Annotated in this window: 25 protein-coding genes; 13 read left to right on the top strand and 12 right to left on the bottom strand. The window is 29.1% G+C overall.

The features are described from left to right. The first annotated feature begins 58 nt into the window (after positions 1-58). Entirely contained in the window at positions 59-412 is a 354-nt protein-coding gene (locus AMN88_RS04085; protein ID WP_075505172.1) for a thiol-disulfide oxidoreductase DCC family protein, read from the top strand. Positions 413-727: 315 nt separating this feature from the next. Here AMN88_RS04085 and AMN88_RS04095 read toward each other — a convergent pair whose 3' ends face one another. From AMN88_RS04095 to AMN88_RS04105, 3 genes are read right to left on the bottom strand one after another with little or no spacing between them, the layout of a single operon-like run. Beyond that, positions 728-1,939 carry a hypothetical protein gene (locus AMN88_RS04095; RefSeq protein ID WP_075536540.1) on the bottom strand — a complete coding sequence of 404 codons (1,212 nt, stop codon included), beginning with the start codon at positions 1,937-1,939 and terminating at the stop codon, positions 728-730. Positions 1,940-1,967: 28 nt separating this feature from the next. Then, positions 1,968-3,158 (bottom strand): SAM-dependent methyltransferase, encoded by a 1,191-nt coding sequence (locus AMN88_RS04100; RefSeq protein ID WP_075536541.1) that lies wholly within the window; start codon positions 3,156-3,158, stop codon positions 1,968-1,970. Beyond that, positions 3,158-4,042 carry a dihydrodipicolinate synthase family protein gene (locus AMN88_RS04105; RefSeq protein ID WP_075536542.1) on the bottom strand — a complete coding sequence of 295 codons (885 nt, stop codon included), beginning with the start codon at positions 4,040-4,042 and terminating at the stop codon, positions 3,158-3,160. The genes AMN88_RS04100 and AMN88_RS04105 overlap by 1 nt, the downstream gene beginning before the upstream one ends. A gap of 49 nt (positions 4,043-4,091) precedes the next feature. Here AMN88_RS04105 and AMN88_RS04110 point away from each other — a divergent pair, with 49 nt between their 5' ends. Then, complete coding sequence (locus AMN88_RS04110) at positions 4,092-5,054, top strand: glycosyltransferase family 9 protein (protein ID WP_179850101.1); 963 nt, start codon at positions 4,092-4,094, stop codon at positions 5,052-5,054. On the opposite strand, the gene AMN88_RS04115 is transcribed toward AMN88_RS04110, so the two are convergent. After that, entirely contained in the window at positions 5,051-5,554 is a 504-nt protein-coding gene (locus AMN88_RS04115) for a J domain-containing protein (protein WP_075536544.1), read from the bottom strand. The two genes, AMN88_RS04110 and AMN88_RS04115, sit on opposite strands and share 4 nt — an antisense overlap. Positions 5,555-5,569: 15 nt before the next feature. Here AMN88_RS04115 and AMN88_RS04120 point away from each other — a divergent pair, with 15 nt between their 5' ends. Continuing rightward, positions 5,570-7,645, top strand: a complete 2,076-nt coding sequence (locus tag AMN88_RS04120) for a S9 family peptidase (protein WP_075536545.1) — start codon at positions 5,570-5,572, stop codon at positions 7,643-7,645. A gap of 102 nt (positions 7,646-7,747) precedes the next feature. Beyond that, positions 7,748-8,194 (top strand): Hsp20 family protein, encoded by a 447-nt coding sequence (locus AMN88_RS04125; RefSeq protein ID WP_075485922.1) that lies wholly within the window; start codon positions 7,748-7,750, stop codon positions 8,192-8,194. A 47-nt stretch (positions 8,195-8,241) separates the two neighbouring features. On the opposite strand, the gene AMN88_RS04130 is transcribed toward AMN88_RS04125, so the two are convergent. After that, a complete protein-coding gene (locus AMN88_RS04130; RefSeq protein ID WP_075536546.1) occupies positions 8,242-9,564 on the bottom strand; it encodes a uracil-xanthine permease family protein in 1,323 nt (440 codons plus the stop codon). 138 nt (positions 9,565-9,702) lie between these two features. Further along, a complete protein-coding gene (locus tag AMN88_RS04135) occupies positions 9,703-10,008 on the bottom strand; it encodes a hypothetical protein (RefSeq protein WP_075536547.1) in 306 nt (101 codons plus the stop codon). A 126-nt stretch (positions 10,009-10,134) separates the two neighbouring features. Between AMN88_RS04135 and AMN88_RS04140 the strand changes: the two genes are divergently transcribed. The 5 genes from AMN88_RS04140 (at position 10,135) to AMN88_RS04160 (ending at position 15,358) form a co-directional block, all read left to right on the top strand. Beyond that, on the top strand, positions 10,135-10,725 hold the full coding sequence (locus AMN88_RS04140) for a nucleoside deaminase (protein ID WP_075536548.1): 591 nt from the start codon (positions 10,135-10,137) through the stop codon (positions 10,723-10,725). 3 nt (positions 10,726-10,728) lie between these two features. Beyond that, complete coding sequence (locus AMN88_RS04145) at positions 10,729-12,219, top strand: ABC transporter ATP-binding protein (RefSeq protein ID WP_075536549.1); 1,491 nt, start codon at positions 10,729-10,731, stop codon at positions 12,217-12,219. Then, positions 12,216-13,280 carry an ABC transporter permease gene (locus AMN88_RS04150; protein WP_075536550.1) on the top strand — a complete coding sequence of 355 codons (1,065 nt, stop codon included), beginning with the start codon at positions 12,216-12,218 and terminating at the stop codon, positions 13,278-13,280. Before AMN88_RS04145 ends, AMN88_RS04150 begins: the two co-directional genes overlap by 4 nt. Positions 13,281-13,288: 8 nt before the next feature. Beyond that, entirely contained in the window at positions 13,289-14,209 is a 921-nt protein-coding gene (locus tag AMN88_RS04155; protein ID WP_425319189.1) for an ABC transporter permease, read from the top strand. A 78-nt stretch (positions 14,210-14,287) separates the two neighbouring features. Then, the gene (locus AMN88_RS04160) at positions 14,288-15,358 is read left to right on the top strand and encodes a BMP family ABC transporter substrate-binding protein (RefSeq protein WP_102133245.1); all 1,071 of its coding nucleotides are present in this window, start codon (positions 14,288-14,290) and stop codon (positions 15,356-15,358) included. A 50-nt stretch (positions 15,359-15,408) separates the two neighbouring features. Here the strand turns inward: AMN88_RS04160 and AMN88_RS04165 are convergent, their stop codons facing one another. Genes AMN88_RS04165 through uraH form a run of 6 tightly spaced genes read right to left on the bottom strand, consistent with a single transcriptional unit; the run spans position 15,409 to position 21,409 of the window. Continuing rightward, on the bottom strand, positions 15,409-15,933 hold the full coding sequence (locus tag AMN88_RS04165; RefSeq protein WP_075536552.1) for a phosphoribosyltransferase: 525 nt from the start codon (positions 15,931-15,933) through the stop codon (positions 15,409-15,411). Between the two features lie 16 nt (positions 15,934-15,949). Continuing rightward, positions 15,950-16,858 carry a urate hydroxylase PuuD gene (locus tag AMN88_RS04170; RefSeq protein ID WP_075536553.1) on the bottom strand — a complete coding sequence of 303 codons (909 nt, stop codon included), beginning with the start codon at positions 16,856-16,858 and terminating at the stop codon, positions 15,950-15,952. Next, positions 16,858-17,328, bottom strand: a complete 471-nt coding sequence (locus AMN88_RS04175) for a nucleoside deaminase (RefSeq protein ID WP_075536554.1) — start codon at positions 17,326-17,328, stop codon at positions 16,858-16,860. Before AMN88_RS04175 ends, AMN88_RS04170 begins: the two co-directional genes overlap by 1 nt. Then, complete coding sequence (xdhB, locus tag AMN88_RS04180) at positions 17,318-19,621, bottom strand: xanthine dehydrogenase molybdopterin binding subunit (RefSeq protein ID WP_075536555.1); 2,304 nt, start codon at positions 19,619-19,621, stop codon at positions 17,318-17,320. Before xdhB ends, AMN88_RS04175 begins: the two co-directional genes overlap by 11 nt. Beyond that, entirely contained in the window at positions 19,622-21,058 is a 1,437-nt protein-coding gene (gene xdhA / locus AMN88_RS04185; protein ID WP_075536556.1) for a xanthine dehydrogenase small subunit, read from the bottom strand. Then, positions 21,059-21,409, bottom strand: a complete 351-nt coding sequence (uraH, locus tag AMN88_RS04190) for a hydroxyisourate hydrolase (protein ID WP_075536557.1) — start codon at positions 21,407-21,409, stop codon at positions 21,059-21,061. It lies immediately after the preceding gene. A gap of 47 nt (positions 21,410-21,456) precedes the next feature. Here uraH and uraD point away from each other — a divergent pair, with 47 nt between their 5' ends. From uraD to puuE, 4 genes are read left to right on the top strand one after another with little or no spacing between them, the layout of a single operon-like run. Then, positions 21,457-21,954: a 2-oxo-4-hydroxy-4-carboxy-5-ureidoimidazoline decarboxylase gene (gene uraD, locus AMN88_RS04195; protein WP_075536558.1), complete on the top strand. Its 498-nt coding sequence runs from the start codon at positions 21,457-21,459 to the stop codon at positions 21,952-21,954. After that, on the top strand, positions 21,951-22,937 hold the full coding sequence (alc, locus tag AMN88_RS04200; RefSeq protein ID WP_075536559.1) for an allantoicase: 987 nt from the start codon (positions 21,951-21,953) through the stop codon (positions 22,935-22,937). The genes uraD and alc overlap by 4 nt, the downstream gene beginning before the upstream one ends. Beyond that, positions 22,934-23,425: an ureidoglycolate lyase gene (locus AMN88_RS04205; RefSeq protein WP_075536560.1), complete on the top strand. Its 492-nt coding sequence runs from the start codon at positions 22,934-22,936 to the stop codon at positions 23,423-23,425. Before alc ends, AMN88_RS04205 begins: the two co-directional genes overlap by 4 nt. Then, a complete protein-coding gene (gene puuE, locus AMN88_RS04210) occupies positions 23,422-24,321 on the top strand; it encodes an allantoinase PuuE (RefSeq protein WP_075536561.1) in 900 nt (299 codons plus the stop codon). Before AMN88_RS04205 ends, puuE begins: the two co-directional genes overlap by 4 nt. Positions 24,322-24,329: the final 8 nt, after the last annotated feature.

Raw genomic sequence — 24,329 nt, forward strand, 5'->3', positions numbered from 1 at the left:
TTTTCAACTGATCATTTTACGCATGTACAATTTATTACTAAAAGTTAATTATTGTTAAATGAAAGTATTTTTTAATAATTCTTGTAAGATCTGTAGATCTGAAATTAACTTATATAAAAAAGAAAATATTAAGGATATTGACTGGATAGATATTACAAATAATTCAGATGCTGAAAAAGAAACATCTAGAAATGATAAAGAATTATTAAGAAGATTGCATGTTAAGGAGAATGGTAAAATTATTGAAGGCGCGGAGGCATTTCTTTACGTTTGGAAAAAAATTCCAAAATATAAATTTTTATATAAATTTTTTAAACTACCAATAATTTTCTCAATCTTTAAATATGGATACGAAATTGTTGCTTTTTTTTTATATTTAAAAAATAAAAAACAACTCAAAAAACTAAGTTAAAAAAAATATTAAAAATTCACTTAGTAAAGACATGGATAATAAAAACATAATTAATAATATTGAATACATGAGAGTTATAACTCTATTTCTTTTCCTCCTGAGTCTAACAAAAATCTTATCATCTAAATCTGAAATATCTCTTTCACCAACTACTGGGTAATCATAACTCCATCGCCATGTAGATTGGCCTAATCTAGAGTCGAGACTGTTAAAATACCTTATCCAGGCAAGGACATATTTTAATATTAGATACAAAATAATCATTAATGTTGAGGAAAGTAACATTCTTAATGATACTTAATTATGTAAGATAATTTAATTGATATTTTTGGCTCTTTTTCTTGCGATTAACTGCGTAAGAGCATCAACCATGGTATCTGAGGCCTTAAATATTTCATTATTTTTAAACTCATGAGAAATATTTTTTTCTGGATTGGTTTTATCTTCAATAACTATTCCTTCATCTGGTGAATTATTTTTTATATAAATTAATAAAAGCCATTCATCATCTAAGGCTTCATCCCATTTAACAAATATTTCTCCTGTTTCAAATCTTCTGTCTATACATCTAAAGATAGACATATGTCTTGTTATATGTCTTTTGTTTAATTGAAATACTAAACTGCTAGCACTTCTGTAAAAACTTTCGAGAGCAAACTCAATTTTCTGTCTAGCTAAAGTATATTCTTTTTCTTTTTGTAACAGTGTTTCTCTATCTTCATCTCCTTGAATTTTAACTCCTAAAGCCTCTACTCTTTCTCTAATTTTTTGATCCCTAATAATTCGATATTTTTCTTTTAATTTTTCTATTCTTTGTTGTAAGCCAGCATAATCCTCTCTCTTTTCTCTTAAGGAAATTTTTTCCAATTTCTCTAATTCTTTAACCTCTCTAACTCTAAATTTTTCAATTTGTTTATCTAATTTTAATTGTTGTAAAAATTGCTTTTGTTTTTCTGCTTGTTCAATTCTTAAAAGAGCTTGTTCTTTTCTTAAGAATAGTTTTATTTCTTTTGTTCTTTGTTTTTCTAATCTAATTTCATCTTTTAAAGCTTGTTCTTTTAATTTAACTTTTAATTCAGCCTCTTTTTGCTTTTCTTTTGCAGCTTCAATTTTTTCTAATCTTTCTTTTTCTTGTTTTTCTAATTTTAACCTTCTTGCTTCATCTTTTTTTAGAATTTTATACTGTGAAATTGTGTCTGCTATTTTATCAAAAAATGCTTGGATATATTTTTCAAAACCGAAATTTAATCTAAACTTAAATTCAGGCTTTAAAGAATTTTGAAAGTTAACTAATTTTAAAAGAAAATCTGGTTTCTTTGATACAATAGATTTAGATTTTTTTGAAATTTTTTTTGATTGTTTTGGTTTCTTTGATTTTTTTTGTTTTCTTCGATTATTAATTTTTTTTACAGATTTATTTTTAATCTTAAATTTATTTGACTTTTTAGATAATTTTTTAACTTTTTTTTTAGTTTTTTTTTGGTTTTTAGAAATACTTTTTTTTAATTTTTTTTTCTTTTTTTTCATCTTAAGGGAGTTAGTTTCTACCAATTATTTATTGATAAATATAGTCTCTTGTGACTGGTGTGGAAGAATAATTCTTTGTTAATTGAAATTGGTATACAACTTGATCACCCCATTTAAATGCCATCTCACAACCAGCAAGATAAAATTCCCACATCCTAAAAAATCTTTCATCGAACATTTGAATTATTTTATCTTTATTTCGAATGCAATTTTCTTTCCAATGTCTTAGTGTATGTGAGTAATGAAGTCTTAAAACCTCAATATCTGCAACAATTAAGCCTGCTTTTTCAATTGGTGTAGTTACCTCACTTAAACTTGGAGTATAGCCTCCAGGAAAAATATACTTAGTGATCCATGGATGTGGATCTCTTGGTGGATTAACTGATCCTATAGTATGAATTAATGACACCCCATCATCCTTTAAAAGTTTTTCAACTTGTGAAAAGAATTTTTTATAAAATTTTCTTCCTACATGTTCAAACATCCCAACACTGACAATTCTATCAAATTTTTCATCGAGCTCTCTATAATCCATTAACTTAAAGTTTAATTGATTTTCCAAATTAAGTTCTTTTGCTCTTTTCTTGCAGTAATTAAATTGGTTTTCTGAAAGTGTAATACCTGTTACTTCACATTTTGCACTTTTTGCAATATCTATTGCAAGAGAACCCCATCCACATCCAATATCTAAAACTTTTTGATTTGGTTTTATATTAAGTTTTTTTATTAAATGTTGAATTTTATTATTTTGAGCTGTTTCCAATGTATCTGTTTCATTTTTAAAATATGCACATGAGTATTGTCTTTTAGGATCCAAAAATAAGTCATAAAGATCATCCGAAATATCATAATGATGCGAAACATTCATCTTAGATTTTTTTATAAAATTAAAATTAGTTAAATATCTATAAGAACCTCTTAATCTATTAATCAAATAACTAAAAAAATTTAAATCTCCTCTTCCAAAATTCATTAAAGAGAGATCCAAAAAATCAGTCAGCGTTCCATTTTCAATAGTGATTTCACCATCTGTATATGCTTCACCAAAATATAAATCGGGATGAAATAGCAACTTATAATGAAGATTTTTATTTAAAATGTTAACTTTTATAGGGTTTTCACTTTTTGGATTTCCAATAATGTAACTTTTTGAATTAGCATCAACTAATATAAATCCATCTTTTTTAAAAACATTATTTAAAAATCTAGCTAATTGCATTAAGCCGCCTTAGTATTTTTTAAAGAAAAATTTAATTTTTCTAAATTATTGATTAAATCCAATTCATCTTTAGCATTTAAAATGCTAAGTGGTGGTAAAAGATTTTTATAATATATTTCTTTTTTACTAAAGTATGTATGTAAACCTGAAATTAAATTATATTTTTCAAATTCAGCTCTTACATCACAAAGATTTTGATTTACTGTCTGATCTTGTCCATCATTAAAATCATCATATACTTTTCTTGCCAGTGAAGAAGTGGCATTGCATGTAGCTGTGATTATTCCTGAACAGCCTAATTGAAGTCCTTTAAGTAATTTAGATTCTGATCCAGGTAAAACTGAAAAATTATCAATTTTTAAATTTTCAAAAAGATTGTAAGAACTATCTTTTACACCAATAATATTTTTTGGATATTTTTTTACTAACTCTTCAATACATTCAATACTAAACTTATAACCACAGAGTTTTTCAAAATTATAAAGTACTATTTCACAATCAGAAATTACTTCTACTATTTTGCTATAAAACTCTATTACTTCTTTATCTCCATATTTATAGTAAGCAGGCGGCATAATTAAGAATCTATTAAAACCTAAAGATTTAGAAACTCTCATTAAATTAATTGTTTCACCTAAAGAATTTAAACCAGTACCTATAATATATTTTTCTTTGTGTTTGCTTGAAGTCAGATGATTTAACAAATTAATTTTTTCAGAGACAGGTATAAGTTGAGCCTGCCCTGTACTACCAAATATAGCTGCTCCGTGACAACCATTGTCTATAACCATTTCTGCGTGCAGAATGGTTTTTTTAATATCAAGCGTCAAATCATCATTTAAGATCGACATTGAGGCCGCATAAATGCCTTTAATTTTACTCATAGTAAAAATTTATATAAAAATATTAATTAGTAAAGTTTATAAATTAACTATGAAAATATTAGCTATTCAAAATAAGATGGGTATTGGTGATACGGTTATTTTCCTACCATTTATTAAAGCTATTTCAAATAAATTTGGAGTACCTGTTAGCTTGCTAGTGAAAGAAAATTCAAAAGCTGACGAGTTTTTAAATCAAACAAATTATATTGATGAAATAATTCACTTAGAAAGAGACAATAAAATAAATCAAAAACATGATGGTTTAAAAGGATTTTTCAAATTGGCAAGTGATATAAAAAAATATAATTTCAATAAAGTTTTTTTATTTAATTCTTCTTTGAGATATAATTTAATTTCTAGATTAGCAGGTATCAAAGAAATATTTCAATACCCATTATTTGAAAAACAAAATCAACATATTACAGAGTCTGCTAAAAAATTAATAAAAAGATACTTAGATATAGAAACTATTGATAATCCAGAAATTCAAATTGATAATGATCTAGTTCAAAAATCAGCAGTAAACTTTAATATAAATAATGACGAACTTAATGTCTTGTTAGGTGTAGGTGGTTCAGGTCCAACAAAAAGAATACCGTCAAAAACTTTTCTAAACGTAATGGAAAGATTAGAAAATACTAAAAAATGTAGGTTTTTTTTAGCTACAGGTAAAAATGATGATGAGCAAAAAATCTTAATGGAAATATTAAGTACAAAATTTAGAGAAAAGTGTGTTGCTTTAGATAACCTAAGTATAAAAGAAACATTACCTATTATAAAAAATTGTAATGTTGCAATTTGCAATGATACAAGTTTCTCCCATTTATCATCAGCATTAGGAATTAAAACAATTACATTAATGGCAGATACACCATTAATTTATGGTTCTTATAATACAAATATGCATCCAATAATTCCTGATGGAGAAACTACTGTTTCTCACAACACTCATGGTAAAGATAAAATAAATCCAGATAAGATTTATGAAAAACTATTATCAATAATTAATTAAGAAATATCTTTAAGAACTATTTCTTTAGCTTCATTGACTATAGCTGACAATCTTGAAGTCTCAGGAGAAATATCTGGGTGAATTTTTTTTTGTATTTTTTGGTAAGCTTTATTTAGTGTCTCTTTGGTTGGTTTTTTATTAATATCTAAATTTAAAATTTTATATGCCTCAGATGTTGATAATGATGAAGGGTTATTATTTTGATGCTGATTAAAAGAAAATCTTCCAGAATTCCTCAAAGTTTGAATAAGCCTATAAAGAGAAAGCAATTGTATCAATGATAAACCTTTAAGTTTAACTAGAGCAAGACTTGCAAGAGTTAATGGTAATGTGAGTAGAAATTTCCCACCAATGGCAAATAAAACTGCTAATAAAGCCAATAATAAAATTGTAATCAGCCTAACTCCTTTTGACATTTTTTTTGGAGAAATATTTGACCACCATCTTAATAAAAAATATAAAATGACTAAAATTACAAGTAGATAAATAATAATATTCATATATTTCCTTATTAGATGAAAGTACCACAACTTAAAAAAAAACTAGAGATAAAAACTTGTCACAATATTGATTGGGAAGACAATTATAGCTGGATTCATCAAAAAGATATTTTAGAAGTCCTAAAAGATAAAAGTAAGTTAGATCCTGAAGTGAAAAAATATTTAGAAGACGAAAATGCTTACACAGATCATCATTTAAAAGATACAAAAGATATTCAAAAAAAATTATTCGATGAAATTAAAGGAAGAATTAAATTAGAAGATGAATCTTTACCCTATAAAGATCATACGTACGAATATTGGACAAAAACTACAGCAAAAGGAAATTATTCCATAAAGCTTAGAAAAAAAATTGGTTCAGAAAATATTGAGGAGATATGGAATGGGGATAAAGAAAAAGAAAAACTCAAAACTGAATATTTTGGTGTAGGAGATTTAGAAGTAAGTAATAATGATAAGTATTTAGGATATTCTTTAGATCTTAAGGGTTCTGAATATTATACAATTTATTTAAGAGATATAAAAACAAACAAGATTATTTCAAAAGAAATTACAGAAACATCGGGAGGAATAACATTTAGTTTAGATGATAAATATATTTTTTATTCTAAACTTGATGAAAATCATAGAGCAAGAACAATATACAGGCACAAAATAGGAGATTTTGATGGCAAAGATGAATTAATATTTGAGGAGAAAAGTGAGGCTTTTACTGTAGGAATTGAAAAAAGCTCAGATGAAAAATATTTTTTTATAAATACTTCTGACCATAATACTTCGGAGCAATATTACTTTAAATCAGAAGAATTAAGTCCATCTCCAAAACTTATTATTAAAAGAGAAAGAGGTGTTCTGTATTCTGTTAATTCATGGGATGGTAAATTTTATAATCATACAAATAAAAATGCTGAAGACTTTAAAATTGATATTTGTGACAATTTAGAAAATCAAAATTGGCAAACATATATTCCAGCAAAAGATGAAGTTTTAATTGGTGGATTAACATTCCTTAAAAATTGGATTATTCGTGGTGAAACATCAGATGCACTAGATAAACTATTTGTCAAAAATGTTTCTACAAATGTAGAAGAAGAATTAATTTTTTCTGATGAATCTGTTTATGTTCCAGGAGTAAGCTTAACTCAAAAAGATAGAAATACTGATGAAGTTCATTTGGGATATTCATCACCTAAAACTCCTTCTAGAGTATTTAAATATAATTTAGCAACAAAATCTAAAGAACTTGTTAAAGAACAAGAGATCCCATCTGGTCATAATAGAGATGACTATATTGTAGAGAGAGTTGAGTTTAAATCTCATGATGGGAGGATGGTTCCATTAACAATTACTAGACACAAAAAAACAAATATTGATGGATCTGCAAATGTTTTGTTATATGGATACGGGTCTTATGGAAATTCTATGTCCCCAAGTTTTTCTTCTACAAGACTTAGTCTTATAAATAGAGATATAATTTGGGCTACAGCTCACATTAGAGGTGGTATGGAAAAAGGTATGAAGTGGTGGAAAGAGGGAAAATTAACAAACAAAAAAAATACTTTTAAAGATTATATTTACTCAGCAAAATATTTGATCGAAAAGAATTATACATCAAAAGGAAATATTATTGGAATGGGTGGATCAGCTGGAGGATTATTAATGGGAGCTGTAGTCAATCAATCTCCTGAATTATTTTTAGGAATTATAATGGCTGTCCCTTTTGTGGATTCTTTAACAACAAATTTAGATCATTCTTTACCTTTAACTGTGGGAGAATTTGACGAATTTGGAAATGCAAAAGAGAATAAAGAACACTTTGATTATATTTTTTCATATGCGCCCTACAACAATATTAAAAAAATGGATTATCCACATATTTTTATTACAACAAGTTTAAGTGATAATAGAGTTTTATTTGATGAACCTGCAAAGTTCACAGCAAAACTTAGAGACTATAAAACAGATAATAATTTACTTCTTTTAAAAACCGAAATGAATGCTGGTCATGGTGGAAAATCAGGAAGAGATGGCGCAATAGAAGAAATTGCGATTGATTATGCATTTGCATTAAAAATTTCAAATAAAATTTAGTAAATATTCAATCTTGAAAAAAAAAAATTAATTCCCATATAAGTTAGGTAAGTCGCCTAATGGGGCTTGCATAAATAAACTTGCTTAAAAAAGGAGGATATTATGACAAGTAAGGATCTATCTATATTTAACTCACTTAGACCTTTTTCAATTGGTTTTGACGATATGTTCGACCAATTTGAAAATATGTTGGGAAATGGAAATTTGACGATGCAGTCAAATTATCCACCATACAACATCCGAAAGACAGGTAAAGACAACTATGCAATTGAAGTAGCATTGGCTGGCTTTAGCAAAAAAGACGTTGAGGTTGAGTTCGAGGACAATTTATTAACAGTTAGAACAAAACAAGTTAATAAGTCTGAGGACAGTGATGTAAATGGAGAAATTATTCATAAAGGGATTTCTCAAAGACAATTTGCAAGATCATTTACTATAGCTGATGATGTAAAAGTTAATGGTGCTGAGCTTAAAGATGGTCTTTTAACAATATCTTGTGAAAGAATAATTCCAGAACATAAAAAAAAGAAGCTTATTGAAATTAAATAAGTCTTAAACCTTGCTTGTGGGGATTTCTCCCCACAAGTTTAAATTAATTATTTCTTTGCCATTATAGCATTTAAAACAAATGCTAATAATCCAGCAGGTATAAGTCCAGTTGTTAACAGTAGTTTTAAACTTATTCCAAAATCTGGAATATTTTTCACAAAGTCTGGTAACAATGACATTCCAATTCCAAAAGACAAAGAAAGAGCTAAGATTAATAAATTTCTTTGATCCATTTCTGCTCTTGAAATTAATTTTATACCAGCAGCTACAATCATCCCAAACATAATGATTGCTGCTCCACCAATCACCGACTCTGGCATTGCTGCGATTATTCCACCTAATTTTGGAAATAATCCCATTAGAACTAATACTATTCCTGCAATAGTTCCAACGTGCCTACTTACCACTCCTGTAAACGCAACTAGTCCAGCATTTTGTGAATAGGATGTATTTGGCATCGCATTAAATATTGCACCAAATGCAGTACCAACACCATCTGCCATAATTCCACCTGATATTTCTTTATCCGTTGCTTCTCGTTTAGCACCACCCATTGTAGTAGCACTTATGTCTCCAATTGTTTCAATCGTTGTAACAATTGACATAAACAACATTAGAATTATTGCACCAGGCACAAAATCAATTCCATATTGAAGTGGCATTGGAAATGCAAACCATGATGCAGATGCAATTTTACCATAGTTAACCATTCCTAGTGCTGCTGCAACTATGAAGCCAGCTACTATTCCAATTAAAATTGAGGCTGCAGAAGCCATTCCTTTTCCTCTAAGATTGAAAAAAATAGCAACTATAAAAACTGAAGCGGCAACTGTTAAGTGATTTGCATTTGCAAAGATTTCAGGTTTATTATTCATTAACCATCCACCTCCACCAGCATACATAAAACCAACTTTAAGCAAACTAAATCCAATCATTAGTACAACTATACCAGTGACTAATGGTGGAAATAGATGCCTTATTGGTTTCAAAACTTTTCCAATAAAAATTTGAAAAATTCCTCCAATGAACGCTGCTGTAAATACCGCACCTAACCCTGCTGCTTTAAATGGTAGCATAATTGGTATAAACGCAAAACTTGTTCCTTGAACAATAGGAAGTCTTGCACCAATTTCTTTGTAACCAACTGTTTGGATAATTGTTGCAACTCCCGCAACAAACAAAGCCATTTGAATCAAAAATATTTTTTGTTCAGGCGTTTGACCAAAAACTCCAGCCACAATAATAGGAACCGTTATATTACCAGCAAACATTGCTAGTACGTGCTGAATTCCTAAAGGTATGGATTTATTTAATGGAAGTTTTTTATCCGGACTGTTTGTAGAGCCCACTTTTGTTTTTCTTGAAGCCATATAACCTCCGTCGTTATCTAAACAGACGTTACATTATTGGCTATGAATTAATATAAAAAAACTGATTAGTTTTGTACAACTCCACTTTAGATAGTGAAAAAAACCTATAATGAGCAGATTTATTTTAATTAATAAATTTTAAAAGCAACCGTTTGAAACAAAACCCACGACTATATTTTCTGAATTTATTTCAAATCTACGTTCACATGGAACAAGGTATTTTTTGCTATTATAAACAAACTCAAAATTGCCTTTAGCATTTTTAAAGTCTTCGTCTGGTTTTCCAAGCTCTATCTGAAGTTCACTAGCTGATTTTCCAAGAAATTTACTTAATTTTTCATTTTCCTTTTCAACAATAGCATCTGTTTTATCTTTAACAGTTTGACAGCCTGAAAAAAAAATTAATATAATTACAAGACTTATTGCTGATTTTAATTTTGACATAAGTTTAAACTAACATTTTTCGTTTCACAAATTATTAACTTTTAAGTTGTATAAATAATTTATTTCTTATTACTTTTAAGTTTAATTATAGTAACAATTGTGTTCTTTATTTGATGATCCAAGCATATGAATGAAAAAGCCCTAGAAAAGATACTAAATATATTTTTAAAAGAAGTTTTGCCCTTAACTGAACAAGGTGTTGCCAAAGGTAGTAAAATATTTGGTGCCGCAATAATTAAAAAAGAAGATTTATCTCTTGTAGCTGCAGAAACAAACAATGAAATAGAAAATCCATTGTGGCATGGTGAGATGCATACTCTTAAAAAATTTTATGAATTAGATGCAAATACAAGACCAAAAGAAAAAGACTGCATGTTCTTAAGTTCACATGAGCCTTGCAGTATGTGTTTGAGTGCAATCACATTTTCTGGCTTTGATAATTTTTATTATTTGTTTCCATATATTGCCACAAATGATGAATTTAATATTCCACATGATTTAAATATACTCAAAGAAGTATTTAAAATTAATGATGGAGAATATAATAAAGAAAATTCCTATTGGAAAAGTCAGAATATAAATTTACTTATTGAAAATTTACCTTCTTCAAAAAAAGAAAAAATTTTAAACCAACTAAACGAAATTAAAAAAAAATATCAAAAATTATCAAATCAATATCAGGAAAATAAGGATGGAAATTCTATACCATTAAATTAATTAATGAATACAAACCTTAAAATTTCAAATGTAACTAAAATATATCCTGGGTGTGTTGCAAACGACAATGTTTCTCTGGAATTTAATAGTGGTAAAATTTATGCCCTTCTTGGAGAAAATGGTGCTGGAAAATCTACACTAGTTAAAATTCTATCAGGCGTCATCATTCCTGACGAAGGTAAAATTTATTTAAATGAAAATAATCTAAAGCTTAATTCGCCATTGGATGCAAAAAAAAATGATATCGGAATGGTATTCCAGCATTTTAATCTTTTTGAAACATTGTCCGTATTTGAAAACTTAATAATAGACTCAGATGAACAAAGGGAAAGTTTAAGAGAAAAAATTGATACAATTATGAAAAAATATAATTTTTCAATTGATCTTGATATTCCTATTCTAAATCTATCAGCAGGTCAAAAACAGAAAGTGGAAATAATAAGATGTCTAATAAGGAATCCAAAAGTTTTAATTATGGATGAACCAACATCTGTATTAACAGAACAAGAAACGAGTGAATTATTCTTATCTTTGAAAAAATTTTCAGAAGAAGGAATTTTAATTATTTATATTACACATAAACTAAAGGAAGTTATGCAGCTTTGTGATGAGGTTGCTGTAATGAGAAGAGGAAAGTTAGTTTCTGTAAGTGAAATAAAGAACGAAAATATTGAGTCACTTGCTAACAAAATGGTGGGTCAGAACCTTAAAACAATTAAGAAAAAAAAAGCAAAAACTTCATCAGATCAATTAATTAAAATAACTAATCTTAATTTTACAAGTGAAGATCCTTTTGAAACAAATTTAATGGATATTAATTTTTCTGTTAATCGAGGGGAGTGTTTAGGAATTGCTGGTATATCAGGAAACGGTCAAAGTGAATTATTTCAAGTATTAAGTGGTGAAATTATTTCGGAAAAAAAATCTATAGAATTTAATAATAATTACATAGGAGATTTAAATCCTCAAGAAAGAAGAGAATATTTGATGGCCTTTTCTCCAGAGGATAGGCTTGAGCAGGCTGCAATTCCACAAATGAAAATTTTTGAAAATGTAGCTCTAAACAATTTTAAATCATCAAATTTTTTTAATAATGGATTAATAAACGAAAACAAAATTAAAGATCATTCCAAAAAAATAATTTCAGATTTTAATGTTAATACGGACAACATTGAATTAAAAAGCCAATTTTTGTCCGGAGGCAATCTTCAAAAATTAATTATTGGAAGAGAATTAATAACTTCTCCAGATTTATTAATTTGTTTTAATCCAACTTGGGGTCTAGATGTTGGAGCAATAAATTATATCCACGAAACATTGATAAGAATCAATGAACAAAATAAATCAATTATATTAATATCTACAGACACTGATGAGTTATTAAAATTAAGTGATAAAATTTCAGTAATTCATAAAGGAAAATTGTCAAAAATTATGAATGCTGAAGAAGTTACCTCTGAAAAACTTGGGATTCTAATGGGAGGAGCAAATTGATTAAAATCGTAAAACGAGATCAGCCATCAAGAGCTATTTTTTTCTTTACTCCTGTGTTAGCTATTTTTCTAACATTAGTAGCTGGAGGTTTAATTTTTTTTATTTTAGGTTTTAAACCATTTGAAGCTCTTAAATTTTTTTTCATAGTTCCAATTGCAGATAAATATGGTTTCAGTGAATTGCTATTAAAAGCAACACCTCTTTGTTTAATTGCAATAGGTTTATCTTTTTGTTTTAAAAGTAATAACTGGAATATTGGAGCCGAAGGGCAATTAACTTTCGGGGCGATAGTTTCAGGGGGAGTTGCATTATTGTTTTATGAGCAAGAAGGTTTTTATATTCTTCCAATAGTAATTTTAGCTGGTGCAATTGGTGGTATGCTTTATGCATCAATACCTGCAATCTTAAAAACTTACTTTAATACAAATGAAATATTAGTAAGTCTTATGTTGGTATATGTTTCAAAATTAATTTTGGACTATCTTGTTGTTGGTCCTTGGAGCAATCCAGAAGGATTTAATTTTCCTGAAACCAGACAGTTCAGTGACTCTGCTAAACTTCCGTTATTATTTGAAGGACTGAGAATTCACGCGGGAATATTTTTAGCTTTAGCTGCGGTGGTTATCAGTTGGTTTGTTTTTTATAAAACTTATTTAGGGTTCCAAATGAAAGTTTCAGGTTTTAGTTTAAAGACAGCAAAATATGCTGGATACAAAGGTAAAAAAATGATCGTCCTCGTTTTTCTAATAAGTGGTGCTTGCGCAGGTTTAGCTGGAGTTGGAGAAATAACTGGACCTATTGGACAGCTTCATAGAGAAATTTCTCCAGATTATGGTTTTACTGCTATAATTGTAGCGTTTTTGGGTCGTTTACATCCTGTTGGTATCATCTTTGCATCACTAGTTGTTGCAATAACTTATTTGGGTGCTGAAACAGCTCAAATATTTATGCAAATTCCTAAATATACTGGTCAGGTTTTTCAAGGAATGATTTTATTCTTTCTTCTTGCATCAGATTATTTACTTTTTTTCAAAATTAAATTTATAGGTTCAAAAAAATGATCATCGATATAAATTTTATTGGACTGATAATTGCATCAATAATGGCCTCCGCTGTTCCTTTGATCCTAGCGTCCTGTGGTGAACTGATTACAGAAAGATCCGGTGTTCTAAACCTTGGTGTTGAAGGAATGATGATCATCGGCGCTATATCAGGCTTCGCACTAATGACAGTGACAGGAAGTTTAATTATTGCAATTTTTGGGGCAATGTTAGCTGGAGTTCTTATTTCAACTATTTTTGCATTCCTGACTCAAACATTAATCACTAATCATGTTGCTACTGGTTTAGCGCTTACCATATTTGGAATTGGTATTTCTGCGATGATAGGAAAAAATTTTGTAGGTATTCCTGGAAAAGAGTTTCCTGTTTTATTTGAAGGTTTAAAAGACACAATACCACTTTTAGGTCCAATATTATTTGGACATTCAATTGTTTTTTATTTTGCTTTTGCCCTTCCCTTCATAACTAGCTATTTTTTAAAAAAAACGAAAATTGGATTAATTGTAAGAGCTGTAGGAGACTCACCTGAGTCTGCATCTAATCAAGGAATAAATGTTAGGCTAGTTCGTTACGCTTGTATACTTTATGGAGGCGCAATGAGTGGACTTGCTGGCGCATATTTATCCATGATTTATACTCCTCAGTGGATTGAAAATATGACAGGTGGAAGAGGTTGGATCGCATTGGCTCTGGTGGTTTTCTCAACGTGGAACCCAATAAAAATTTTGATTGGTGCTATGATTTTTGGTGGCTTAACAATTATTCAGTTCCATATGCAAGCAATTGGAGTAAGAATTCCTGTGCAATTTTTAACAGCTCTACCTTACATCGTTACAATAATAGTTTTAGTTGTAATTTCTCGTGATAGTAGAAAAATAAGACTAAGTACTCCTAGTTCATTGGGGAAATCTTTTCATAAAGACAATTAATTTAAAAATAATCATTTTTTTTTAGATAATTTAATCTAAATTTAATTTTATTAAAAAATCAAAAGGGGAAATAAATTTATGCATAAATTTTTAATTCGTTCTTTCGTCTCTTCTTTAGTTTTAATATTTACATTAACTGTAGCTGCAGTTGCCAAAGATGTTAAAGCAGCATTTGTTTATATTGGTCCAACTGGTGACCATGGATGGACATATCAGCATGATGTAGGTAGAAAAGCTGTTGAAGCTGCCGGATTTAAAACAACTTACGTAGAAGGTGTTCCAGAAAGTGCTGATGCTGAGAGGGTTCTTAGACAATTAGCTAACTCTGGTCATGACGTTATCTTTACAACTAGCTTTGGATATATGAATCCAACTAACAAAGTTGCAAAAGAGTTTCCAAATGTAAAATTTGAACATGCTACTGGATATAAAAGAGAACATCCAAATGTTTCTACATACGCAGCTAGATTCTACGAAGGTAGAACTATCTTAGGAACAATTGCTGGAACTATGACAAAATCAAATGTTATTGGTTATGTTGCATCTTTTCCAATTCCTGAAGTTATCAGAGGTATCAATTCATTTACTTTAGCAGCTCAAAAAGTTAACCCAAATATTAAAACTAAAATAGTTTGGGCTTTCACTTGGTATGATCCAGGTAAAGAAGCAGAGGCAGCAAAAGCTTTAATTGATCAGGGTGCTGATGTAATTGCTCAACATACAGATAGTACTGCTATTGTTCAAATAGCTGAAAAAGCTGGAGTATATGCTTTTGGACAAGCAAGTGATATGGATAAGTTTGCTCCTAAAGCTGTACTGACTTCAGTTGAAAACAATTGGGGCCCATATTACGTAGACAGAGTTAAAGCTGTAGCGAACGGTACATGGAGCCAAAAAGATACTTGGCATGGTATTGGAGACGGTATGGTGGTGATATCAGATTTAGATTCACAAATGCCAGCTGACCTGAGATCAAAAGTTAAAAAACTTCAAGCAGATTTAGCATCTGGTAAAGTTCATTCTTTCACGGGACCAATTTATGACCAGAAAGGTAATTTAATGGTAGCAGAAGGAAAAACTGCAGATGATGGAATGCTTGCAGGAATGATGACTTACGTTAAAGGTGTTGAAGGAGATATACCTAAGTAACCAGTTTTCATTTAAAAATTTTAAAAGGCCGGTTTTTTAACTGGCCTTTTTTATGTCTGATGTTTTTTTTTGATTTCTTCAATCCTTAATTCTTCATAAATTTCGAAGGGCTGTACTATCCAAGGATTATCAGGAAGTCTATTTGCACAAAAGTCTGGCTCAAATGTTGATTTCTTTTTTTTAAATAATGTTGCGGTTTTAATGTCTTCTATTTTATCCTTAATGGGTTCGTATTTTTTTAACCAATCTATACTTTTGTTAAAAGTGATTCCTGTGTCAGATAAATCATCACATAAAAGTATTTTTCCACCCATATTAGGTGCTATCGAACTCATTTCTCTTGAAAACACAATATCACCTTGCTCATCCTCTACTCCCTTACCACTGTAAGACTCAACTGCAAGATACGCACATTTTAATTTAAAAATTCTACTTAAAACATCTATCATCGGCGCTGCTCCACGCATGATACCAACTAGTATTGTTGGTTTATATCCGCTCTCATCAATTTGGATTGCTAGTTTCTCAACAGTTTTATTATACTCGTCCCAGCTAACAATCATTTTTTCAGACATAATTTTTTATATCTAGTTATTTAAATAATAAAACTAAAACTGCAAGAACGATAAGTGCTATTATTGAAGAAATTAAAATATACAACCTATGAATGTTTCTTCCTCTTAAATTAAAATAATGTCTTGCTACTCCAGAAATAACAGCAATCACACATAATATTAACCAATTATATTGGTGATAAACTAAAAAGCTCGAATGCCCAGAAAGCATTATAAACAAAACTAAAAAAGTTGAATAATTATTGTGAATTGATCTTTGTTTAGCTGCTAAAGACAAACTCATATCAAATTTTTCACCTCTTTCGCTGCTACTAATTATATTCATTTGATTAGGGATGATTACCGTGAAAACATTGCCAAACATATTGGATCCAATTATTAATCCAACACTTAAAATTGCAAATTTTGGTCCAAATAATTTTGTAAGTCCAAATGATACAACTGCCAGCAAAATTATTCCCGTGGATATAAATAAAATATTATTCTCAATTAATTTTGATTTACATAAAAGATCGTAAACAAACCAAGAAATAATCAACGATAAAAGTGAGATAATAATTGCATAACTAGGGGGTATTAACAGAACACGCTTATCAACCATTAATACACCAGCGTTATAATAGTAAATCACAACTAAGAGCAACATTCCAGTTACAAAAGTTAAGTAACTTTGCCATTTAAAAATTACTAATCTATTTAAATAATCCTGTGGTGGTGAAGTTTTTAACCTTGAAAGTTTATAAAAAAAACCAGAATGCATCAGATATCCTTCTCCATCGACATCATCGCTTGTTACATTTTTATTTAAATTATTATCTAAATAATTAAATAAAAAACTATTACCTACCCATAATATTGCAAATAATACATGGCCCCATCTTAAAATAACCTCTAACCATTTTATTGTATAAGGTAAAAATTCCATCAATATTTAATTTTATCTACTTTTTTATCCCAAATTTCAAATGCTTTTAAAGCTTCATCTCTAAGCATTTGTACCATTTTAATTTTCCTATCATCTATTTTTTTCGGAATTTCTGTATAAATAAAAGAGTCATCGAAATCTATATTTTTTGCATCTTCTCTAGTGTTTGCATAATATATTTTATCTAATCTTGACCAATAAATTGCTGAAAGACACATCGGGCAAGGTTCACAAGATGTATAAATCTCACATCCAGAAAGATCGAAAGTATTTAAATTTTGACAGGCTTCTCGAATTGCTACTATTTCTCCATGTGCAGTTGGATCATTTGAAGAAGTAACTTTATTAGAACCCTCTGCAATAATCTTGTCATTCTTAACTATAACGCTTCCAAAGGGACCTCCAATAGTATTCGCGCTATTAATTGATAGTTCAATGGCCCTTGCCATAAATTTTTTTTTATCTTCCATTTAAATTTTTAATTTTGTTGATACTCATTAAAATTCTTTCAGGTGTTGCCGGTGCATTAAGTTCTGGTGCAAACTGGTAATTTCCAATCGAAGCAACTGCGTCTTTAATTGCATAAAAAACACTCATAGCTAGCATCAAAGGGGGCTCACCAGTTGTTTTTGCTTTATTAACAACTTTTTCTTTATTTAATCCCTCTTTAAAAATTTCTACATTAAATTTTTTTGGAATATCACTTACTGCAGGTATTTTGTAAGTCGATGGAGAAAAAGTTGTAATCTGACCATCTGACTTCCACTTTAATTCCTCTATTGTCAGCCATCCCTGTCCTTGCACAAAACCGCCCTCAATCTGACCTAGTTCTAGTGCTGGATTTATTGGTTTGCCGGCATCGTGTAAGATATCCACTCTTTCCAATATATTTTCACCCGTTAATGTATCTACAGTTACTTCCGAAACAGCTGCCCCATAACAAAAGTAATAAAAAGGTCTACCTCTAAATTTTTTTTTATCAAAATTAATTTTTGGTGTTGAATAGAAACCTGATGATGAAAGAGATATTCTATTTAAATATGCCTCTTGAATAATGCTTTTAAATTCAAATTGTCTGTTTCCAAATATTATATATTGATCTTTATATACTGCCTCTTGATTGTAGATCTTATATTTTTTCTTAATAAATTTTTCTAAATTTAATTTAATTTTAGCTACTGCATTTAGAGCTGCTGCTCCATTAAGGTCTGTAGTTGACGAAGCGGCGCTAGCTGAAGTATTTGGAACCTTGGCTGTATTTGTTGATGAGATATGAACTAAATTATATGGTAATCCCAAAGAATTTGCCACTAACTGAGCAATCTTTGTGTGAGTCCCCTGACCCATTTCAATTCCTCCATGATTCAAATGAACACTTCCATCTGTGTAAATATGAACTAAGGCTCCAGCTTGATTTAAATGAATTGTAGTAAATGAAATACCAAATTTTAAAGGTGTAATAGCTATACCCTTCTTTTTAAATTTATTTTTTTCATTAAATTTTCTTATATCGGAATATCTTTTCTTATAATTAGATTTATTTTCTAATTTTTTAAATATTTCATTAATAACATTATCTTCAACTGTCATTCCATAATGAGTTACATTCCTTTTATCTTTTTGATAAAAATTTTTCTTTCTGACTTCTATAGGATCTTTTTTTAAGTACCTTGCGATATTGTCTATAATATTCTCTATAGCCATCATCCCTTGATTTCCACCAAAGCCTCTAAATGCAGTTGATGTTGGAATATTTGTTTTACATAAATTATTTGTTACCTCGATATCTGAAATGTAATATGCATTGTCCACATGAAGCAAAGCTCTCTCGTTTATTGCAGCTGATAAATCGGGTGACATTCCACAATTTGAGGATAAGTTTATTTTTAATCCTTCAATAATTCCTTCATCATTAAAACCAACTTCATATTCAGATAAAAATTCATGTCTTTTACCAGTCAATATTATATCATCATCTCTATCTAATCTTAGTTTGACTGGCTGTCCTGATTTTTTTGCCAACAACGCACAAATACACGCTGTCATGAAATTTGTTTCTTTTCCCCCAAACCCACCTCCAATTCTTCTAACTTCTACATTTATTGAATTACTTTTTTGATTAAACATTTTTGCAATTAATTGTTGAGTTTCTGATGGATGTTGTGTTGAACTATAAACTAAAAAATTATCATCTTCCTTAGGAACAACGAAAGCTGCCTGGCCTTCTAGATAGAAGTGCTCTTGGCTTCCAGTTGTAAAATTTCCTTTTAAATTATTTTTTGAATTTTTTATTTTTTTAGAAGGGTTGCCTTTTTTAACTTTTCTAGGTTTAAATAGGAATTGCTTCTTATTTAAAGCTTCTTTTATTGTAATAATTGGTTTTAAATCTTTATAGGTAACTTTAGCTTTTAATACTGCCTTTCTAGCAAGTTCTGTGGTTGTAGCAGCTACAGCAAATAAAGGCTGACCAAAAAACTCTACTTTTTTTTCTGGAAAGATTGGATCACCTTCAAAAACAGGACCTACGTCATTCCTACCAGGGATGTCTCTTTGAGTAACTACCGATATTACTCCATCACTTTTTTTTACTTCAGTGAGGTCTATTTTTTTGATTATTGCATGAGCTTTTTTACTTAAACCAATAGCGCCATAAATTGTGTTTTTTGGCTCATTAATATCATCGGTATACTCTGCATATCCACTCACATGTTTATACGCACTATCATGTGGTCTTATTTCCTCAATATAGTTCTCTTTGCTCATTTAATTTACTCTTGATAACTTATTAGAATTTATTTCTACAAAACATTTCATCAATAAATTTTTTGCTATCTCTAGTCTGTATTCTTTACTAGCTCTCATGTCTCCAATAGGACTTAAATCTTTTTCTAAATATTTTTTTGCTTGATCAAAAGTGTTGATGGTAAGAGGTTTATTTTTAAGAATTTTTTCACATGTTTTAGCTCTTTTTGGCACAGCAGCCATACCTCCATATGCAATATAAACCTCCTTAATTTTATTATTATTAATCTCAAAATTAAAAGATCCACAAACAGATGAAATATCATCATCAAATCTTTTTGAGATCTTAAATGCCTTAAAAATATTTTTCTTAAATAATGGTATTTTTATTGAGTGTATAAATTCATTGTTTTTTAATTTAGTTTTTCTGTAATCAAGAAAAAAATGATTTAAAGGTAATACTTTTCTTTTATTAAAACTTTCAATTAAAACTTCTGCATTTAAAGATAATAGAATTGGCAGTGAGTCGCCAATTGGAGATGCAGTTGCAATATTGCCACCTATAGTTCCAACATTTCGAATTTGAACAGATCCATATCTTTTTAGAACCGAATAAAAATCTGGATAATATTTTTTAATTTCTTTTTCAAATTTTATTAATGGTGTAGCGGAACCAACTTCTAAATAATTTTTACTTACTTTTATAAAATCTAATTCATTAATTTCTTTTAAATCAATTATAAAAGGAATTTCTTTTCTTTCTTTTGTAACTTTTAAAGATAAGTCAGTTCCACCAGCAAGAAAACTAAACTTAGAATGTTTTTTAATTATACCTTTTAAATCTTTAATATTTTTTGGTGAAAAATAGATTTTATCATCTTTTTTAATATAAACATTTTTTGGTTTAATTTTTTTTAATTGCTGAATAACTTTATTTTTATTTTTAGAAAATTGATCATTTTTGTTTATCTTATTTAAACTTTTGGCCGCATCCATTATAGGTCTATAACCAGTACAACGACATAAATTACCTGATATAGAATCTGTTATTAATTCATTACTAAGTTTTTTGTTATTTTTAAACATTGAAAATAAAGACATAACAAATCCTGGGGTGCAGAAACCACATTGGGAACCATGAAATTTAACCATCGCATCTTGCACTGGATGAAGTTTTCCATTTTGAGAAACTAAATCTTCAACAATTATAAGTTGCTTACCATTCAATGATGGTACAAATGAAATGCAAGAATTAATTGCTTTATATTCGATTTTATTATCGACTAATTCACCTAAAACAATTGTACATGCGCCACAGCCACCCTCTGAACATCCCTCTTTAGTTCCAGTCTTTTTTAATTCAGTTCTAATATAATTAAGTAATGTTTGGTTTGGATCTGGATTTTTGATTACTATAAGCTTGTCATTTAATAAAAATTTAACAGAACTCGATATCACTTAACTACCTCTATAAGTAGAATAACTCCAAGGTGAAACAAGTAAAGGAACATGATAATGCTGCGAAGGATCTGAAATACCAAATCTGATAACAACATCATCCAAGAATGGTACATCACTAGCTGAAGATGTATTTTTAAAATAATCACCAATATGAAAAACTAATTCATATTTACCCTTAATAAAAACATCTCCCTCTGCTAATGGTGAATTAGCTCTACCATCTTCATTGAGTTTTGTTGACGTTAATTTTTTTCGTTCTGAATTATTAATATAAAATAACTCAACTAAGATACCTTTGCCAGGTTTACCAGAATACACATCTAAAACATGAGTTGTGAGCTTTGTCATAAAATTATAGTATCATTTAATTTCAAACTTAAATTATTTAAAGTTATATGAGAACAATAGATAACATTAACGATCTTAACAAGTCTGATTTTTTGTCTGTATTTGGTAATGTTTTTGAAAAAACTGAATCAGTTGCTATGGAAGCTTTTGAGTCAAGACCATTTAAAAACTTCGAAGATATTGTGTTTAAAATGCTTGATATTTATGAAAATTACGAAAACAATAAAATTTTAGAGATTTTAAATGCACATCCTGAGCTTGCTGTAGCAAAAAAAATGACCTCTGAATCTATATCAGAACAAGCCTCTGCAAAATTAAACCAATGTTCTAATGATGAATATGAGGAATTTAAAAAATTAAATGCAGAATATAAAAAAAAGTTTAATTTTCCTTTTATAATTGCCGTAAAAGGTAAAGATAAAAATGAAATTTTGAATAATTTTAGACAAAGAATACAAAGTGATGTAGAAAGTGAATTCCTTGAAGCAAAAAAACAAGTAAAAAAAATCGCAACCTTTCGTTTGAATGAAATAAACAAAAAATGAAAAAATTTATAAGTGCAAAAATGATTAACTTAGCAGATCCAAGAATTGGATCTAAAGTTATATTTAAGACTGATGATTTTTTTGCAGCCGCTCATAGAATATTAAGCGTCGAAACTCCAGTTTTTAAAGATGGACTATTTGACAAACATGGTAAATGGATGGATGGATGGGAAACAAGGAGAAGAAGATCAAAAGGTTTTGATTATTTAATTTTAAAACTTGGTAAACCTGGAAAGATATTTGATATAGACATTGACACAACACACTTCAATGGAAATCAGCCTACACATGCTTCTTTAGAGGGTTGCTTAAGTAAAACAAAGCCTAATAATAAAACAAAATGGATTTCTTTATTGGGCAAAAAAAAACTTGGGCCAAGCCAAAACCATGGCTTCAAATCAAAGAACAAATCTGTTTTTAATTATATAAGACTAAACATTTTTCCAGATGGTGGAGTTGCAAGACTAAGGCTTTATGGAAAAATTGAAATGGAGAAAAACTTTTTAAATAACAAAACTATCAACCTTACATCTGTTTTAAATGGAGCATCAATTATTGGTTGTAATAATGAACATTTCGGCAGGGCTGAAAATATCATAGCACCTGGTAAAGGAAAAAATATGGGAGATGGTTGGGAAACAAGAAGAAGTAGAGGAAAAAACTTTGATTGGCTTATAATAAAATTTGGAAAACCAGGATTAATAAAAAAACTAGAGATAGATACCCATCATTTTAAAGGAAACTATCCCGACAGTTGTTCAATTCAAACTGCAAGCATTTTAAAAGATCTGTCCAATAAATCAATTGTCAATAATTCAAAAAATTGGAAATTTATTTTAAATAAGTCAAAACTGTCAGCTCACAAGAAACATGTTTTTAAAAAATTCTTAATTAAGAGAATTAAGGAAAATTATCTTAGAATAAATATCTATCCAGACGGTGGAATTTCAAGAATAAGAGCATTCGGAAATTTTGTAAGATGAAAATAATAAAAGCAAAAAAAATTACTAAAAAAAATTTTTCTAAATTTGGTCAATTAATAGATACATCAAAAAAAAATCCTATAAATATTAATGATGGCTATGCAAAAAGATTTGATAATTTGATAAACGTAGATGCATCAAAAAACAAAGGGAAAGCAATTGTTAGTATTTTTAAAGCAAAAAAAAGAAGGTTTCCTATGAAAATTGATATGATGGAAAAACATCCTTTAGGAAGCCAAGCCTTTATACCAATGGAAGATACAAAGTTTTTAGTATTTGTAGCACCAAAAGGAGATAAGCCGGATGTAAATAAAATCCAATCCTTTTTAGTCCCAAAACAAACTGGGGTTAATTACAATGCTGGTATTTGGCACTTTCCATTAATTTCTATGAAAAATATGAATTTTCTAATTGTTGATAGAAAAGGAAAAGGAAACAATCTTGTTATTTATAAATTTAAAAAAGATAAAATTATTTTGAAAAAATGAAAAAAAAATACCCAAGAGATTTAGTGGGATATGGTTCCAAAAAAGTTAAGGTAAAATGGCCTGGTAATGCTAAGTTGGCTTTGCAATTTGTGCTTAATTACGAGGAGGGAGCAGAAAATTGTACTCTTCATGGTGATAAAACTTCAGAAGTATTTTTATCAGAAATTATAGGAGCAAAACCAATTAAAGGTCGACACTTAAATATGGAATCAATTTATGAATATGGATCTAGAAGAGGTTTTTGGAGAATTCATGATCTATTTAATAAAAAGAAAATTCCACTTACTATTTTTGGAGTCGGTATGGCATTGGAAAGAAATAAAGAAGTTTGTTCGGCTATAAAGAAAGCAAATTATGAAGTTGCTAGTCATGGGTGGAGATGGATTGACTATCAAAATGTATCAAAGAAAAAAGAAAAGAATGATATGAAGCTTGCAGTAAAATCCATAAAAAAGATTTTTGGTAATCAACCTGCTGGTTGGTACACTGGTAGATGTAGTGAAAATACTCTAGATTTAGTAATTGATAATGGTAGTTTTTTATACTGTAGCGATACATACAGTGATGACCTTCCTTATTGGATAAAAAAAGGAAATAAAAAACAGCTAATGGTTCCTTATACACTTGATAACAATGATATGAGGTTTGCAACCAATCAAGGGTTTAATTCGGGTGAACAATTTTATAATTATTTAAAAGATAGTTTTGATGCCCTTTATGAGGAAGGAAAAACTTCACCAAAGATGATGTCAGTCGGCTTGCATTGTAGATTAATTGGAAGACCTGGTAGAATACAGTCTCTTAAAAAATTTTTGAATTACATCACAAAATTTAAGGATATTTGGATCTGCAAGAGAGTAGATATAGCTAAACATTGGATAAAAAATTATAGTTAAAATTTTTA

Origin of the sequence: Candidatus Pelagibacter communis (assembly GCF_001180165.1) — a bacterium.
Classification (GTDB): Bacteria; Pseudomonadota; Alphaproteobacteria; order Pelagibacterales; family Pelagibacteraceae; genus Pelagibacter; species Pelagibacter ubique_P.

Bases quoted from the DNA above. Each gene is read 5' to 3' on its own strand.
- AMN88_RS04130 (WP_075536546.1), bottom strand. From the start codon at position 9,564: ATGGCTTCAAGAAAAACAAAAGTGGGCTCTACAAACAGTCCGGATAAA.
- AMN88_RS04135 (WP_075536547.1), bottom strand. From the start codon at position 10,008: ATGTCAAAATTAAAATCAGCAATAAGTCTTGTAATTATATTAATTTTT.
- AMN88_RS04140 (WP_075536548.1), top strand. From the start codon at position 10,135: ATGAATGAAAAAGCCCTAGAAAAGATACTAAATATATTTTTAAAAGAA.
- AMN88_RS04095 (WP_075536540.1), bottom strand. From the start codon at position 1,939: ATGAAAAAAAAGAAAAAAAAATTAAAAAAAAGTATTTCTAAAAACCAA.
- AMN88_RS04115 (WP_075536544.1), bottom strand. From the start codon at position 5,554: ATGAATATTATTATTTATCTACTTGTAATTTTAGTCATTTTATATTTT.
- uraH (WP_075536557.1), bottom strand. From the start codon at position 21,409: ATGACAAAGCTCACAACTCATGTTTTAGATGTGTATTCTGGTAAACCT.
- AMN88_RS04175 (WP_075536554.1), bottom strand. From the start codon at position 17,328: ATGGAAGATAAAAAAAAATTTATGGCAAGGGCCATTGAACTATCAATT.
- AMN88_RS04125 (WP_075485922.1), top strand. From the start codon at position 7,748: ATGACAAGTAAGGATCTATCTATATTTAACTCACTTAGACCTTTTTCA.
- AMN88_RS04105 (WP_075536542.1), bottom strand. From the start codon at position 4,042: ATGAGTAAAATTAAAGGCATTTATGCGGCCTCAATGTCGATCTTAAAT.
- AMN88_RS04170 (WP_075536553.1), bottom strand. From the start codon at position 16,858: ATGGAATTTTTACCTTATACAATAAAATGGTTAGAGGTTATTTTAAGA.
- AMN88_RS04110 (WP_179850101.1), top strand. From the start codon at position 4,092: ATGAAAATATTAGCTATTCAAAATAAGATGGGTATTGGTGATACGGTT.
- AMN88_RS04205 (WP_075536560.1), top strand. From the start codon at position 22,934: ATGAAAATAATAAAAGCAAAAAAAATTACTAAAAAAAATTTTTCTAAA.
- AMN88_RS04165 (WP_075536552.1), bottom strand. From the start codon at position 15,933: ATGTCTGAAAAAATGATTGTTAGCTGGGACGAGTATAATAAAACTGTT.
- alc (WP_075536559.1), top strand. From the start codon at position 21,951: ATGAAAAAATTTATAAGTGCAAAAATGATTAACTTAGCAGATCCAAGA.
- AMN88_RS04100 (WP_075536541.1), bottom strand. From the start codon at position 3,158: ATGCAATTAGCTAGATTTTTAAATAATGTTTTTAAAAAAGATGGATTT.
- AMN88_RS04120 (WP_075536545.1), top strand. From the start codon at position 5,570: ATGAAAGTACCACAACTTAAAAAAAAACTAGAGATAAAAACTTGTCAC.
- uraD (WP_075536558.1), top strand. From the start codon at position 21,457: ATGAGAACAATAGATAACATTAACGATCTTAACAAGTCTGATTTTTTG.
- xdhB (WP_075536555.1), bottom strand. From the start codon at position 19,621: ATGAGCAAAGAGAACTATATTGAGGAAATAAGACCACATGATAGTGCG.
- puuE (WP_075536561.1), top strand. From the start codon at position 23,422: ATGAAAAAAAAATACCCAAGAGATTTAGTGGGATATGGTTCCAAAAAA.
- AMN88_RS04145 (WP_075536549.1), top strand. From the start codon at position 10,729: ATGAATACAAACCTTAAAATTTCAAATGTAACTAAAATATATCCTGGG.
- AMN88_RS04160 (WP_102133245.1), top strand. From the start codon at position 14,288: ATGCATAAATTTTTAATTCGTTCTTTCGTCTCTTCTTTAGTTTTAATA.
- AMN88_RS04085 (WP_075505172.1), top strand. From the start codon at position 59: ATGAAAGTATTTTTTAATAATTCTTGTAAGATCTGTAGATCTGAAATT.